This is a genomic window from Angustibacter sp. McL0619 (genome assembly GCF_049994355.1).
Classification (GTDB): domain Bacteria; phylum Actinomycetota; class Actinomycetes; order Actinomycetales; family Angustibacteraceae; genus Angustibacter.
The window spans coordinates 2,389,439-2,403,900 of sequence record NZ_CP188257.1 but is presented as its reverse complement, the minus strand read 5'-3'; the positions used below and the strand labels follow the sequence as shown (position 1 = coordinate 2,403,900).

Annotated in this window: 14 protein-coding genes; 3 read left to right on the top strand and 11 right to left on the bottom strand. The window is 72.2% G+C overall.

The genetic code is table 11. The features are described from left to right. Positions 1-2: 2 nt before the first annotated feature. Positions 3-1,412 carry a sigma 54-interacting transcriptional regulator gene (locus ACPPVT_RS11095; RefSeq protein WP_426560195.1) on the bottom strand — a complete coding sequence of 470 codons (1,410 nt, stop codon included), beginning with the start codon at positions 1,410-1,412 and terminating at the stop codon, positions 3-5. A gap of 40 nt (positions 1,413-1,452) precedes the next feature. Beyond that, positions 1,453-3,702, bottom strand: a complete 2,250-nt coding sequence (locus ACPPVT_RS11090; protein WP_426560193.1) for a HelD family protein — start codon at positions 3,700-3,702, stop codon at positions 1,453-1,455. Between the two features lie 116 nt (positions 3,703-3,818). Between ACPPVT_RS11090 and ACPPVT_RS11085 the strand changes: the two genes are divergently transcribed. After that, positions 3,819-4,355 carry a YbaK/EbsC family protein gene (locus tag ACPPVT_RS11085; protein ID WP_426560191.1) on the top strand — a complete coding sequence of 179 codons (537 nt, stop codon included), beginning with the start codon at positions 3,819-3,821 and terminating at the stop codon, positions 4,353-4,355. Here the strand turns inward: ACPPVT_RS11085 and ACPPVT_RS11080 are convergent. From ACPPVT_RS11080 to ACPPVT_RS11065, 4 genes are read right to left on the bottom strand one after another with little or no spacing between them, the layout of a single operon-like run. Next, positions 4,352-5,167 (bottom strand): TrmH family RNA methyltransferase, encoded by an 816-nt coding sequence (locus tag ACPPVT_RS11080; protein WP_426560189.1) that lies wholly within the window; start codon positions 5,165-5,167, stop codon positions 4,352-4,354. The genes ACPPVT_RS11085 and ACPPVT_RS11080 overlap by 4 nt on opposite strands. After that, complete coding sequence (locus ACPPVT_RS11075; RefSeq protein ID WP_426567126.1) at positions 5,164-5,925, bottom strand: sulfite exporter TauE/SafE family protein; 762 nt, start codon at positions 5,923-5,925, stop codon at positions 5,164-5,166. The genes ACPPVT_RS11080 and ACPPVT_RS11075 overlap by 4 nt, the downstream gene beginning before the upstream one ends. 40 nt (positions 5,926-5,965) lie before the next feature. After that, positions 5,966-7,171: an SPFH domain-containing protein gene (locus ACPPVT_RS11070; RefSeq protein WP_426560187.1), complete on the bottom strand. Its 1,206-nt coding sequence runs from the start codon at positions 7,169-7,171 to the stop codon at positions 5,966-5,968. Next, complete coding sequence (locus tag ACPPVT_RS11065) at positions 7,168-7,641, bottom strand: NfeD family protein (protein WP_426560185.1); 474 nt, start codon at positions 7,639-7,641, stop codon at positions 7,168-7,170. The genes ACPPVT_RS11070 and ACPPVT_RS11065 overlap by 4 nt, the downstream gene beginning before the upstream one ends. A gap of 138 nt (positions 7,642-7,779) precedes the next feature. Between ACPPVT_RS11065 and ACPPVT_RS11060 the strand changes: the two genes are divergently transcribed. Next, on the top strand, positions 7,780-8,877 hold the full coding sequence (locus ACPPVT_RS11060; RefSeq protein WP_426560183.1) for a lytic murein transglycosylase: 1,098 nt from the start codon (positions 7,780-7,782) through the stop codon (positions 8,875-8,877). Between the two features lie 13 nt (positions 8,878-8,890). Here the strand turns inward: ACPPVT_RS11060 and ACPPVT_RS11055 are convergent, their stop codons facing one another. Continuing rightward, positions 8,891-9,781: a GTP-binding protein LepA gene (locus ACPPVT_RS11055; RefSeq protein ID WP_426560181.1), complete on the bottom strand. Its 891-nt coding sequence runs from the start codon at positions 9,779-9,781 to the stop codon at positions 8,891-8,893. Between the two features lie 40 nt (positions 9,782-9,821). Continuing rightward, complete coding sequence (locus ACPPVT_RS11050; protein ID WP_426560179.1) at positions 9,822-10,604, bottom strand: ABC transporter ATP-binding protein; 783 nt, start codon at positions 10,602-10,604, stop codon at positions 9,822-9,824. 68 nt (positions 10,605-10,672) lie between these two features. On the opposite strand from ACPPVT_RS11050, the gene ACPPVT_RS11045 reads away from it, so the two are divergent. Continuing rightward, entirely contained in the window at positions 10,673-11,455 is a 783-nt protein-coding gene (locus ACPPVT_RS11045) for a hypothetical protein (RefSeq protein ID WP_426560177.1), read from the top strand. Between the two features lie 19 nt (positions 11,456-11,474). Here ACPPVT_RS11045 and ACPPVT_RS11040 read toward each other — a convergent pair whose 3' ends face one another. Genes ACPPVT_RS11040 through glgA form a run of 3 tightly spaced genes read right to left on the bottom strand, consistent with a single transcriptional unit; the run spans position 11,475 to position 14,412 of the window. Then, positions 11,475-12,284 carry an ABC transporter permease gene (locus ACPPVT_RS11040; protein ID WP_426560175.1) on the bottom strand — a complete coding sequence of 270 codons (810 nt, stop codon included), beginning with the start codon at positions 12,282-12,284 and terminating at the stop codon, positions 11,475-11,477. Continuing rightward, on the bottom strand, positions 12,284-13,219 hold the full coding sequence (locus ACPPVT_RS11035) for an ATP-binding cassette domain-containing protein (RefSeq protein WP_426560173.1): 936 nt from the start codon (positions 13,217-13,219) through the stop codon (positions 12,284-12,286). The genes ACPPVT_RS11040 and ACPPVT_RS11035 overlap by 1 nt, the downstream gene beginning before the upstream one ends. Next, positions 13,216-14,412, bottom strand: coding sequence for a glycogen synthase (glgA, locus tag ACPPVT_RS11030; protein WP_426560171.1), 1,197 nt, complete (start codon positions 14,410-14,412; stop codon positions 13,216-13,218). The genes ACPPVT_RS11035 and glgA overlap by 4 nt, the downstream gene beginning before the upstream one ends. Between the last annotated feature and the right edge of the window lie 50 nt (positions 14,413-14,462).

Here is a 14,462-nt window from a genome sequence, read left to right as displayed (position 1 = left end):
CCTCAGCCCCCGTACACCGTGCGGCCGTCGTCCAGGGTGGTCTTCGCCAGCCGTCTGGTCAGGTGCAGCCCCTCGAGCACGAGCTCGACCGCGGACGCGGCCTGGCCGGCACTCGGTGCGCCGTCCAGGCCCAGCCGGTCCAGCACCTTGGCGAGCCCCGGCACGGTGCCGACCTGCTGGAGCACCTCGGCGGACGTCACCAGCTCACCGGTCTCGATGCTCTCGCCGTCCTCCACCAGCGCGACGAAGCCGGACAGGTCCAGCCCGGCCGTCCGGGCGCGGAACGTCTCGGCGACCGCCAGCCGCAGCAGGTGGGCCAGGACCTCGACCTCGCGGCCCTCCTCGCCGCTCTCGAACTCCACCTTTCCGCGCAAGGTGCCCACGATCGACTCGGCGTCGCCGACCCGGGCCACCGGGTCCACCTCGCCGCGCAGCGCGCCGCGCCGCAGTGCGGCCGCTGACACCGTCTCGGCGCCGGCGACGGCGAAGCGCGCCGACACCCCGGACCGGGCGTCCACCGACGGGGACTCGCGAACGTCCCGGGTGAAGCGGCCGATCACCTCCAGGACGTGCTCGGGCAGCTCCGCGACGAGCTTGGCCTCCTGCCGGACCAGGGCGATCTCGTCGTCCAGGTCGAGCGGGTAGTGGGTGCGGATCTCGGCGCCGAAGCGGTCCTTCAACGGAGTGATGATGCGGCCGCGGTTGGTGTAGTCCTCCGGGTTGGCGCTGGCCACCAGCAGCAGGTCCAGCGTTAGCCGCAGCTGGTAGCCGCGGACCTGCACGTCGCGCTCCTCGAGCACGTTCAGCAGCGAGACCTGGATCCGCTCGGCGAGGTCGGGCAGCTCGTTGACCGCGAAGATGCCGCGGTGCGTGCGTGGCACCAGGCCGTAGTGGATCGTCTCCGGGTCGCCGAGGGTCCGACCCTGCGCGACGCGCACCGGGTCGACGTCGCCGATCAGGTCGCCGACGCTGGTGTCCGGGGTGGCCAGCTTCTCGCTGTAGCGCAGCGACCGGTGCCGCCACGCGACCGGCAGGTCGTCACCCAGCTCGGCGGCCCGCCGCCGGGACGCCGGAGTGATCGGGTCGTACGGGTGCTCGCCGAGCTCGGCCCCCTCGATCACCGGCGTCCACTCGTCGAGCAGCGCCACCAGCGAGCGGATCAGCCGGGTCTTGCCCTGGCCGCGCTCGCCCAGCAGCACCAGATCGTGGCCGGCCAGCAGCGCCCGTTCCAGCTCGGGCAGGACCGTGAGGTCGAAGCCGACGATGCCCTCGAAGCGAGGGGCGTCCTCGCGCATCAGGGCCAGCAGGTTGTGTCGGATCTCCTCCTTGACCGAACGCAGCTGGTGACCGCTCGCGCGCAGCTCGCCGAGCGTGCGCGGGCGGTCCGGACCATCACCGGGAAGGGCTGTCACAGCCTCACGCTACGTCGCGGGCCGACGGCACGCACAGGGGTTACCAGCGGACGAGCCCGTCCATGCCCGCGGGCAGCGGCTCGCTGTGCACCACGACCAGCCGTCGGGTGGGCCGGGACAGCGCGACGTACAGGTCGCTTAGCCCGCGCCGGGACTGCGCCACCACGGCCGCCGGCTCGACGACCACGACGTCGTCGAACTCCAGACCTTTGACCTGCTCGGGTGCCAGCACGCTCACCCTGACCGAGAGCGCGGCACGCGAGGCGTTGCCGACCTGGCCCGGCCAGCGCGCCTCCAGCGCCGCCCCCAGGTCGGCGACCTCACCGGCCGGGGCGACCACGGCGATCGTGCCCTCCTCCGACGCGGTCAGCAGCGAAGCCACCACGTCGGCGACGGCCCGGGCGTCACCCGGCTCGCGCTGGCGCACGGCGGGGTCGACCTCGCCCTCACGGACCGACTGCACCACCGTCACCGGCAGGTCGTTGGCCCGGGCCATGGCGTCCGCGACGGCCAGCACCCGACCCGGCGTCCGGTAGCTCACGCTGAGCTGGCGCTCACGCCAGCGGCCGTACACGACTGGGTCCAGCGCCTCGCGCCAGGACGCCGCACCCGCAGCGGAGCCGCGCTGTGCGAGATCGCCCACCACGGTCCAGGACCGTGCCGGGCAGCGCCGCGCCAGCAGCCGCCACATCATCGGGCTGAGCTCCTGCGCCTCGTCGACCACGAGGTGGCCGTACACCCAGGACCGGTCCGACTCGGCCCGCTCGGCCACGCTCATCGCCGGACCCAGCGCAGCGAACTGGTCAGCCAGCATCTCAGCGCCGAACCCGGGTAGGTCCGGCGAGACCAGTCCGGTCATGCCCAGGACGTCCTTGGCGTACTCGAGCTCGGCGGCACGCTCGACGGACCGCAGCCGGTCCTGCGCCCGGGCGGCCTCGCCGTCGTCCCCGACGAGCTCGGCGACCTCGTCCAGGAGCGGGACGTCGGACAACGTGAACGGCTGCTCGCGATCGCGTTCGAGCAGCTCGCGCTCGCGGTCGGTCAGGTTGGTGGCCGCAGACGCCAGCCGGACCGGCGTGGCGAACAGGTCCTGCAGGAACCGTTGCGGGGTCAGCGGCATCCACAACAGGTTCAGGTTGACCCGGACGTCGCGGGAGTCCCGGAGATCGGCGTCCAGCTCCTGACGCAGGTCGTCGCTGAGGGTCTGACCCATCTGCTGGGCGAGCTGGCCGGCCAGGTGCCGCAGCATGTCCTTGACGAAGGTGACCCGGGCCGCGTTGTGCGGTGCCCCGGTCGAGCGGGCTCGGGTACGGGCCGTCGCCACGGCGGACCGGGTCAACAGGATCCGGTGCGAGCCGACGGAGAGCTGCACGTCCTCGTCAGGAAGGCGCTGGCGGTCCCGCACGGCGTTGGCGAGCACGTCCACCATGCGCAGGTCGCCCTTGACTCTGCTGACCGCGTCGTCGTCGTCCCTGCTGGCCTCCACCCCCGGGAAGAGCGAGCCGGGCGTGGCCATCACGACACCGGACTCGCCCAGCGAGGGCAGCACCTGCTCGATGTACCGCAGGAACAGCGGCCCCGGGCCGACCACCAGTACGCCCGAACGCTCGAGCCGCTGGCGGTAGGTGAACAGCAGGTAGGCCGCGCGGTGCAGCGCGACCGCGGTCTTGCCGGTTCCCGGCCCGCCCTGGACGACGAGGACGCCGGCCAGCTCGTCCCGGACGATCTGGTCCTGCTCGGCCTGGATCGTCGCGACGATGTCGCCCATCCGACCGGTGCGGGGGGCCCGGACCGCGGCCATCAGCGCGCCCTCGCCCTGCAGCGTGGCCCGCTCGCCCTCGTCGATGGCCGACAGGTCGAGCACCTCGTCGTCCAGGTGGACGACCTCGCGCCCGGACGTGGTCAGGTGCCGTCGTCGGACGACGTCCCCCGGTGCAGCCGGAGTGGCCTGGTAGAACGGCGCAGCGACCGGGGCTCGCCAGTCCACCAGGAGCTTGTCCTGCCGGTCGTCGCTGAGCCCGATCCGGCCGATGTGGTGCCGCTCGCCGCCCCGCAGGTCCAGCCGGCCGAAGCACAATCGGTCCTGAACCGCGCGCAGCTGGGCGATGCGGTACTCCAGCGTGGTGGACATCGCGTCCCGCTCCGACCTGGCCTGCGGCGTGCCGACCGAGCCCGTCCGGCGGATCGCCGTGAGCTGGAACTGGGCCGCCTCGATGATCTCGTCCAGGCGTGCGTAGACGACGTCGAGGTGGGACTGCTCGGCAGCCCGATCCCCGCTCAGGTCGCTCACTCGGTGGTCCTCCCCGGTCACGTGACAGCGGTGGCTGGCGCGGGCATCAATGCTATGTCACGGCACCGACATCCATCGCCACTACGCAAAGTCCCGCACGGCGCTAGCGTGCCGCCATGACCTCCGCTGCCCTCGACCTGCACCGCCCTGCGCTTTCGCGCTCCGACCTGCTGGCCACCCCGGTAGCCGACGCGCTGCACGGCTGGGAGCACGCCGGTGGGGTTGCGGTGGCACCGATCGACCCCGACCTGGCCGACACCGCAGCGTTCGTCGAGGCGTACGGCGTGCCGCTGGAGCGGTCCGCGAACTGCGTCGTGGTCGGCGGCCGGCGCGACGGCGTCGAGCGCATCGCGGCCTGCGTCGTGCTGGCCACCACCCGGGCCGACGTGAACGGCGTCGTCCGGCGTGCCCTGGACGTGCGCAAGGCCTCATTCCTGCCGATGGAGCGGGCGGTCGAGCTGACCTCGATGGAGTACGGCGGCATCACGCCGATCGGGCTGCCGGCCGGCTGGCTGCTGCTGGTCGACGCGGCCGTCACCGTAGCGGGCGAGGTGGTGGTCGGCTCCGGGCTGCGGCGCAGCAAGATCCAGCTGCCCGGCAGCGACCTGGCTCTGCTGCCCGGCGCCAGCGTCGTCGACGGACTCGCCCGCTAGCCGGGGATGCGCAAGGCCCAGAAGGCCACCGCGCTGGCCGCTGCGACGTTGAGCGAGTCCACCGCGCCGCCCATCGGGATCCGCACCACCACGTCGGACGCCGCCACCGTCGCGGCCGCCAGACCGTGACCTTCGGTGCCGAGCACCAGGGCCAGTCGTTGCGGCGGGTCGGCGGCCAGCTCGTCGAGCGGGACGGAGTCGTCCTGCAGCGCCAGCGCTGCCACCGTGAACCCGTTGTCCCGCAGGGTCTGGATGCCCTCCGGCCACTGCGGGAGCCTGGTCCACGGCACCTGGAAAACCGTGCCCATCGAGACGCGCACACTGCGCCGGTAGAGCGGGTCGGCGCACCTCGGCGTGACCAGGACCGCGTCGACGCCGAGGGCCGCGGCCGAACGGAACATGGCCCCGACGTTCGTGTGGTCGACCACGTCCTCGAGGACCGCGACCCGTCGCGCACCGCGCACGACGTCCTGGACGTCGGGCAGGACGGGTCGATGCATGGCGGCGATCGCGCCGCGGTGCAGGTGGAAGCCGGTGAGCGCCTCCAGCACCGCGGGCTCGCCGACGTAGACCGGGACGCCGTCCCGGTCGGCCGCGTCGACGAGGTCGGCCAGGTCGTCGAGCCAGCGCGGCGCCATCAGGTACGACCGCGGCCGGTGCCCCGCGGCCAGCGCCCGCCGGATGACCTTCTCGCTCTCGGCCAGGTACAGCCCCTGCTCCGGCTCACGAAGCCGGCGGAGCGCGACGTCCGTCAGGCTGGTGTAGTCGCTCACCCGAGGGTCGGTCGGGTCCTCGATCCGGTGCACGCTCACCCGGTCGTCACCACCTTCACGATGGCCACGACGCCGACCCCCACGATCACCGCGCGCAACGCACGCGGCGGCAGCCGACGTCCGTAGCGCGAACCCAGCACCCCGCCCAGCAGCGAGCCCGCAGCGATCAGCAGCACGATCGCCACGTCGATGTGCTCACGAGCCACCAGCAGGAACGTCACCGCGGCGACCGTGTTCACGATCAGCGCCAGCAGGTTCTTCACCGCGTTCAGCCGCTGCAGGTCCTCCGGCACCAGCGAGCCGAGCAGGCCCATCAGCAGCACCCCTTGCGCAGCGCCGAAGTAGCCGCCGTAGGCGCCCGCGCCGAACGTGCCCCCCATCAGCAAGGCCCGGTTCCACCACGGCTGCGAGCGTTCGGGATCCGCATGCCGGGCTGCGACCCGGGCCTGCATGCGTGGCTGCAGCAGCACGAGCACGATGGCGATGGCCAGCAGCACCGGGACGATCGCCTTGAACGCCGCCGCCGGCAGCCGCAGCAGCAGCAAAGCCCCGGCCACCGAGCCGAGCAGCGACATCGGGGCCAGCGCCCTCACCAGTCGGCCCTGCCCGGACAGCTCGCGCCGGTAGCCCCAGGTGCCCGACACCCCACCGGGCACCAGCCCGATGTTGTTCGACACGTTCGCGGTGACCGGTGGGAAGCCGAACGCGAGCAGGGTCGGGAACGTGATCAGGCTGCCGGAGCCGACGATCGTGTTGATCGTGCCTGCCGCCACGCCCGCGGCGAAGATCGCGAGCATCTCGTACCAGGGCACCGCCCGACCCTAGGCGAGCGGGCGGTCAGCCGCGCGGAGGGGTCTGCTCGTCGTCCGGTCCGGGCTGCGGTCTGGCCGGCGGCGCAGGTGGGATGGTCGGCTCCGGCATGTCCTCGACGTCGCCGAGGAGCCCCGGCTGGGAAGCCGACCGGCTCGGCATCGGACCGGGCTGGATGCCCGCCGTCGCGGCGCCCTCCGCCTCCGCGCTGGCGCCGGCCGCCTCGCGCCTGGCCTGGGCCAGCGCCTCGTTGGGATCCTGCAGCACCGGGGTCTCGAACGGCAGGTCGGCCGGCGGAGGCGGCTCGGTCGTCGCGGTTCCGGACGGCGTCCCCGGGCCGTCCGGCTCCGGCTGGAGCCGTCCCAGGATCCCGCCGATGCCCTTGAGCGCCTCGCCGAGCTCGCTCGGCACGATCCAGAGCTTGTTCGAGTCGCCCCGTGCGATCTGCGGCAGCATCTGCAGGTACTGGTAGGCCAGCAGCTTCTGGTCCGGGTTCCCGCGGTGGATCGCGTCGAACACCTGCTGGATCGCTCGAGACTCACCCGCCGCGTTCAGGATCGCGGCCTGCGCAGTGCCTTCGGCGCGCAGGATGTTGGACTGCTTCTCCCCCTCGGCCGTCAGGATCTGCGCCTGCTTGACACCCTCGGCGGTCAGGATCGTGGCGCGCCGGTCGCGCTCGGCGCGCATCTGCTTCTCCATCGAGTCCTGCACCGAAGCCGGCGGGTCGATCGCCTTGAGCTCGACCCGGTTGACCCGGATCCCCCACTTGCCGGTCGCCTCGTCCAGGACGCCACGCAGCTGGCCGTTGATCTGGTCGCGGCTGGTCAGCGTCTGCTCGAGGTCGAGCGAGCCGATCACGTTGCGCAGCGTGGTGACGGTGAGCTGCTCGATGCCCTGGATGTAGTTGGCGATCTCGTACACCGCGGACTTCGGGTCGGTGACCTGGAAGTAGATGACCGTGTCGATGCTGACCACGAGGTTGTCCGAGGTGATCACCGGCTGCGGGGGGAAGGACACGACCTGCTCGCGCAGGTCCACGTTCGCCCGAGGCTTGTCGATGAAGGGGATCAGCAGGTGCAGCCCCGCCTCCAGGGTGCGTGAGTACCGGCCCAGCCGCTCGATGATGATCGCGGTGGCCTGCGAGACCACCCGGATGGTCCGCGCGATCACGATGACCACGAACAGCAGCAGCAGTGCCAGGACCACCAAGACGACGATCTGCCCGGTATTCACGAGGGGCTCTCCGATTCTGGTTCCTCGGCGGCCACGATCGCGGTCGCCCCTTGGATCTCGAGCACGGTGACGTCCACACCGGGCAGGATCGCCTCGGGCGGCCCCTTGCGCTTGGTGCGGGCTGACCAGATCTCGCCGTGCAGCTTGATCCGCCCCCCGGTCTCGGTGACGGTCTCGACGACCAGCGCGTGTCGGCCGACCATGGCCGCCGCACCGGTCAGGATCGGGTCGCCGGCCCGCAGCCGGCGCAGCGCCATCGGACGCAGCACGCCGAGCAGCAGCATCGCGACGACCGCGAAGACGATGACCTGGACCGCGAAGCCCGCACCCAGAGCCGCAGCGACCGCGGCACCCAGCGCACCCAGCGCGAGCATGATGAAGATCAGGTCCAGCGTGGCGACCTCGATGGCGCCCAGCAGGAGTGCCAGGCCGACCCAGCTCAGCGCCGGGTACTCGGTCAGCCAGTCCATGCCTCCACCCTCTCCCGAGCGGACGAGTGCACCCGTCCCCCGCAGTCTTGACGTCCGGCTGCGTGCCTTGGTTCCGCCGGGCGGCTCACCCTCCCACGCGACGATCAAGTCGACCAGCGTCCTGGCCGATAGTGCGCCGTGGACACCGGCGGACGACCTGCTCGTGCCGCCAGGTGGACCTGGCGGGTGGCCGCCTCGTGCGCGTGCGTCGCGCTGAACTGGACGTCGGCAGTACCCGCGCACGCAGAGGACGCCGCCGGTGCCCGTCGGCAGGCAAGGGACGCGGCCGCCCAGGTGCAAAGCATCGAGCTGAGGCTGGCGGTGGCCCGCCGCGCCTACGAGGACGCCCTGAGCGGGGTCGGGGGCCAGGTCAGCGAGTACCTGACCGCGGACGGCGAGCGCGCCGATGCCCAGGCCGAGGCCGACGCGGCGCAGGACCGAGCCGGGGCCTCGGCCCGGGCGCTCTACCTCAGCGGTGGCCAGGCCGGGCTGCTGAACTCCGTGTTCGAGTCGCACAGCATGGCGGACCTGGCGACCAGGTTGATCAGCGTGGACCGCGTGCTGTCCTCCACCTCGGCACTGGCCGACGAGGCGCAGCAGAGCGCTGACCACCTCGCCGACGTCGCCGACGCTCAGGGCCGCGCGGCGGACGCCGCCGTGGTCACCGCGGCCGACCTCACCCGTCAGGCGGGACAGGTGCAGGAGCTGCTGGATCAGGCGCAGCACACGCTGGACGCGCTCAGCGCGACGGCTCGGTCGATGACCGAGGCCGAGCAGGCGTCGCGGGCGCTCGCCGCCGCCCGCGCCGCGGCCCGCATGGGACAGGACGCAGCCATCGGCGCGGCCAGGGCCCAGGCGCCGCCCGCGGAGTACTTCCGGCTCTACCGGGCCGCCGCTGCGACCTGCACCGGGATGGACTGGACGCTGCTGGCGGCGGTGGGGCAGGTGGAGAGCGGGCACGGCCGCAACGCCGGGGTCAGCTCGGCGGGCGCGGTGGGGCCGATGCAGTTCATGCCGGCCACCTTCGACGCCTACTCGGTGGACGGCGACCACGACGGCCGGCTCGACCCCTACTCCCCCGCCGACGCGGTCTTCACCGCTGCGCACTACCTGTGCAGCGGTGGGGCCGGGTCGCCGTCCGGGGTGCGCGCCGCCTTGTACCGGTACAACCACGCGGACTGGTACGTGGAGCTGGTGCTGTCCGTCCAGCAGCAGATCCGGCTCGACTACCTCTGACCTGAGGTCGTGGTCAGGCCGCGGTGACGAGATTCGTGTCCCGGGCCGCGCGCTCGCGATAGAGGTGGGCGGCGTCCCGAAAAGCCTTGAGCGCGTAACCGGGCACCGACATCCCCTGGTCGTTCGCCCACAGCAGGTGCGCCTCGACCCGAGCGATGTCCCGCACGTGGTGCTCGATCTGCTGCTCCAGGTCCATCTCGACGATCAGCGCGCCGTAGTCCGCCTGCTGCTCGATGGTCCCGGCGCCGACCAGCCCGAAGGTGCGTGAGCGCAGGAAGCGGGTGAGCTGCAGCTGCCAGGGTGCCAGCGCACCGGACTGCACGAGGTGCGTCGCGCTCATCCGGTAGAAGGCGAAGTGACCCGGCTCCTGCGCCTTGATCGCGTCGATCACGGTGCGCTTGACGGCGTCCTCGCCCATCGTGGCCAGGCCCTGGCTGAGCGCCTGGTAGGCGATGGTCGCCGAGCGCTCGGTGGCTGCGCCGGTGAAGTAGTAGAGCAGCCGGATGATCTCGTGCATCGGCCGCAGGTGCGCCAGAGCGCCGAGCAGCCGCACCTTCGGGCTGATCGTGTCCAGGTCGGCCTGCGTGGGCGCCAGCCCGATCTGCTGGCTCAGCTCGTCGAGCAGCGCACCGTGGTGCTCCTCCTGCGGCCCCCAGACGTCGTTGGCGAACACCAGGTCGGTCTCCGGCGAGCCGGGCAGCATGACGGCCAGCTCGAGCACGTTGCGCTCGACCTCCATCTCGACCCGCGCCATGTAGGACAGCACATCGGCGAAGCGCTCGCGGACCCCCCGCGGATCGCGCACGGTGAAGTCCGCCGAGTCCAGAGGGATCGGCGGGTACTTCTCGCCGAGCCGCTGCACGTGCTCGCGAATCCTGCTGGCGGAGACCTTCGGGTTGCTCATGCCCGGGGTTCGTGGCCGCGGACAGCGCGGATTGCCGCGGCTAGCGGGCCCGCGCCGTCCAGCGGTCGCCGTGCCGCTCCAGCACCAGCGCCAGCCCGAACGTCTGCTCGAGGTTCTCCTGGGTCAGAGTGACCTCCAGCGGGCCGGCGGCCACGACCCGTCCACCGCGCAGCAGCAGCACGTCGGTGAAGTTCGGCGGGATCTCCTCGACGTGGTGGGTGACCAGCACAAGAGCCGGCGCGTAGATGTCCTCGGCGATCACGCCCAGCCGGCGCACGAGGTCCTCGCGCCCGCCGAGGTCGAGCCCGGCCGCAGGCTCGTCGAGCAGCATCAGCTCGGGGTCGGTCATCAGCGCCCGGGCGATCTGCACCCGCTTGCGCTCGCCCTCGCTCAGCGTGCCGAAGGTGCGGTCCGCGAGGTGACCGACACCAAGGGTGTCCAGCAGCTGCGCGGCGCGGCCGTGGTCCAGTGCGTCGTACTGCTCGATCCACCGACCGGTCACGCTGTACGACGCGGTGACCACCACGTCGCCGACCCGCTCGCCGCCCGGGATCCGTTCGGACAGCGACGAGCTGGCCAGGCCGACCCGCGGGCGCAGCTCGAACACGTCGACCGCGCCGAGCACCTCGCCGAGCACGCCGGCGACGCCGTGGGTGGGATGCATCCGGGCGGCCGCGATCTGCAGCAGCGTGGTCTTGCCGGCCCCGTTCGGGCCGAGCACGACCCAGCGCTCCCCCTCGCTGACCTCCCAGGTCACGTCTTCCAGCAGGGTCGAACCGCCGCGGACGACGGTGACCCCGGCCATCGCCAGGACGTCGCTCATGCGCCATCACCGCGCAACGTCCTGGAAACCATGATGGCGAGACTATGGCACGGACGTAGCCTCATCCCATGAACCCGTTGCCCCGCGCCGCCGTGCTGGCGTTGTGGGCCGGGCCGGTGCTGTCCGGCCGGGCCAACGCCGGTGCGCTGCTGCGTGCCGTCCAGGGTGACGACGAGCGGCACGAGGTGGCGACCGCGGACGCCAGCCAGCTCGAGCCGCTCGCTCTGCCGGGACGGCTCGGTGAGCTGCTGGCGGGGCTGCGCGACCAGCACGTGCGTGCGCTTCGGCTGGTCCTACCGGTCCCCGGCGACCCGTCCGCGCTGCCCGGGCCGGCGTCCGTCAACGAGGCCGCGATCGAAGCCGGTGAGTGCCTGGTGACCGTAGGCGGCCCGCCGATAGCGCTCATCCCCGAGGTGTACGAGTTCGGGTCGGTCTACGAGGTCGGCCACCAGGTGATCTGGCAGGTCGTCGACTGCTCGCCGCCGGTGGCCCCGCTGACCACGACTGTCGGCGAGGCCGAGCGCGAGCTGCGGGAGGCGCTGCTGCGTGCGACGGACGCGCTGCACGACCTGGACCTGGCGCGCTGGCGTCCGGACGCGTCTGACCGGATCGACGACCTGCGCCAGGGAGCCGACGTGCCCTGGCCGTCGTCCACGCCGCCGCGGGCGGTGCGCGTCCTGGACCTCGCGTGGCGGGTGCGCTCGATCGTCGAGCTGGCCCGGGAGGACGACGGCGCCGCGGTGAACGGGTGGGAGGCCACCCGCCGCGACGAGGAGCTCCGTCAGCTCGACGACGTGAGCCGTCGTGCCCTCGTCGCCGCGGTCAACTCGCCGATCCACGTACCTGACTGACGGCGCCGTCCCTGCTGCCTCACGCGTCTCGCTTGCGCATCAGCACAGCCGCAGCGGCGAGGATCACCACCCATTCCAGCGTGAACCAGAAGAAGCCGTCCCAGACCCCGAGGTTGTCGCCTGGCGGGATCGTGCTCATCACCTGCTGCCCCGCGTTGGACGTGAAGTGCCGGGTGATGGTGTCGCCCCAGTCGCCGGGCAGCAGGTTGCTGAGCGGCGGCAGCACGAACAGCAGGGCAACGGCCGCGGTGATGGCGCCGGCGGTCTGCCGGATCAGCGCCCCGAGCGCGAAACCGTACATCCCGCTGCCGGCCACGTAGAGCGCACCACCGAACAGCGCACGCAGCACGTGCGGGTCGCCGAACCCCGAGCGGTACTGCTCGTGCAGGAACAGGTTGCCGACGACGAAGGCGATCACACAGGTCACCGCGCCGACGACGAACGAGACCACCAGGAACACGACCGCCTTGGCGCCGAGCAGGTGCAGCCGGCCGGGCACGGCGGTGAGCGTGGAGCGGATCCCCCCGGTGCTGTACTCGCTGGCGATCGTCATCGCGCCGAGGACGGCGATGGCCAGCTGCCCGAACGCCAGGCCGGACAACGTCAGCGACACCGGGTCGATGTCGGTGAGCTGGTCCGCGGGCGCCTGCATCGTCCCCCAGCAGGCCAGGATCGAGATGCCGACCGTCACCGCGATCAGCGCGAGCAGGGTCACCCCGGTGGAGCGCAACGAGAACATCTTGATGGCCTCGGAGCGCACCAGCCGGTCGAACCGGGTGGTCGAGGGCGGCACCAGGCTGGACCGGGGTGCTGGCACGGTCGTGGTCATCACTGACCTCCGTTCGTCGGTGCCTGAGAACCCGGGACGTCGGCGTGGTACTCGACGCTGTCCGCGGTCATCTCCATGAAGGCCGCCTCCAGGGACGCGCGCTCGGCGAACAGCTCGTGCACCGTGAGCGCGTTCGCGGCGGCCAGGTCCCCGACCTGGTCGGTGGTGAGCCCGTCCACCTGCAGGTAGCCGTCGACCCGCTGCACCGGTACCTCGCGCTCCTGCAGCAGCGCGGCCAGCGCGTCCTGCTGCGGTGAGCGGACCCGCACGCTGTTCGACGAGCTCGCGTCGATGAACGCCTTGGTGGCGACGTCCGCCAGCAGCTTGCCGCGGCCGATCACGATCAGGTGGTCCGCGGTCAGCGACATCTCGCTCATCAGGTGGCTGGACACGAACACCGTCCGACCCTCGGCGGCCAGCCCGCGCATGAATGTGCGGATCCACAGGATGCCCTCCGGGTCCAGCCCGTTCACCGGCTCGTCGAACATCAGCACCTCGGGGTCACCGAGCATCGTGGCGGCGATGCCGAGGCGCTGTGACATGCCGAGCGAGAACCCCTTGATCCGCCGCTTGGCGACCGAGGACATGCCGGTCAGCTCGAGCACCTGCTTGACCCGGCTGGTCGGGATCCCGTTGCTCACTGCGAGAGCGGTCAGATGGGCCTGCGCAGTACGGCCGGGATGCACGTCCTTCGCGTCGAGCAGCGCGCCGACGTGGTGCAGCGGGCCCTTCAGCTGGCCGTACCGCACGCCGTTGACCAGGGCCGTCCCGCTGGTCGGGTGGTCCAGCCCGAGGATCATCCGCATGGTCGTGGACTTGCCCGCCCCGTTGGGGCCGAGGAACCCGGTCACGACACCTGGCGGGACGGTGAAGCTGAGGTCGTTGACGGCGACGGTGCTGCCGTAGTGCTTGGTGAGGCTGCGGGCCTCGATCATCGATCTCCTCCAACGCTCCGATAGACGTCCAGGGTGCGTTCGGCGACCGCCGTCCAGCCGAACTCCTGCTCGGCGCGCAGCCGGCCCGCCGCGCCGCGGCGCCGGGCGCGCGCCGGGTCCGAGACCGCGTCGACCAGCGCCGCGGCGAGGTCGGCGACGAAGCGGTCCGGGTCGACGGGCGTGCCGGACCCGTCGTCCACCTGCTCGATCGGCACCAGCCAACCGGTCTCGCCGTCCACCACGACCTCGGGGATACCCCCGGTCGCGGTGGCGACCACGGCCAGCTCGCAGGCCATCGCCTCGAGGTTGACGATTCCGAGTGGCTCGTAGATCGACGGGCAGGCGAAGACGGTCCCGCTGGACAGCAGGGCGACGACGTCCTCACGGTCCAGCATGCGGTCGATCCAGACCACGCCCTCGCGGCTCTGCCGCAGCCCGCGCACCAGCTCCTCGACCTCGGCCATGATCTCGGCGGTGTCCGGGGCGCCGGCGCACAGCACGAGCTGGACCTCCGGCGGCAGCTGCGCGCACGCGCGCAAGAAGTACGGCAGCCCCTTCTGCCGGGTGATCCGGCCGACGAACACCACGCTGGGCGCGCCGGGGTCCACACCGAGCGCCCGGACCGCGTCGGGCCGCTCCCGACGGGACCAGTCGACCGGGTCGATCCCGTTGTGCACCACGTGCACCCTGGCCGGGTCGACGTCCGGGTAGCTGCGCAGCACGTCGGCTCGCATCCCCGCGCTGACCGCGATGACTGCGGCAGCGGCCTCGTAGGCCGTGCGCTCCACCCAGGACGACAGCGCGTAGCCGCCACCGAGCTGCTCGGACTTCCACGGCCGCAACGGTTCCAGGCTGTGCGCGGTCACCACGTGCGGGACGCCGTGCAGCAGCGACGCCAGGTGACCACCGAGGTTGGCGTACCAGGTGTGCGAGTGGACGACGTCCGCTCCCTCGCAGTCCTGGGCCATCGGCAGCTCGACGCCCATGGTGCGCAGTGCGGCGTTGGCGCCGGACAGCTCGGCCGGCTCCGGATAGCCGGTGGTGCCCGCCTCGTCGCGGGGGCCGCCGAAGCAACGGACCCGGACGTCGCGGCCGGGGTCGGACCGCAGCGCTCGGACCAGTTCGGCAACGTGGACGCCGGCGCCGCCGTAGACGTCCGGTGGGTACTCGCGGGACAGCACGTCGATACGCACCCGCCCACCGTAGTGGGGTGCCCGCCGGTCGGCACCCCTCGCGGCGGGGC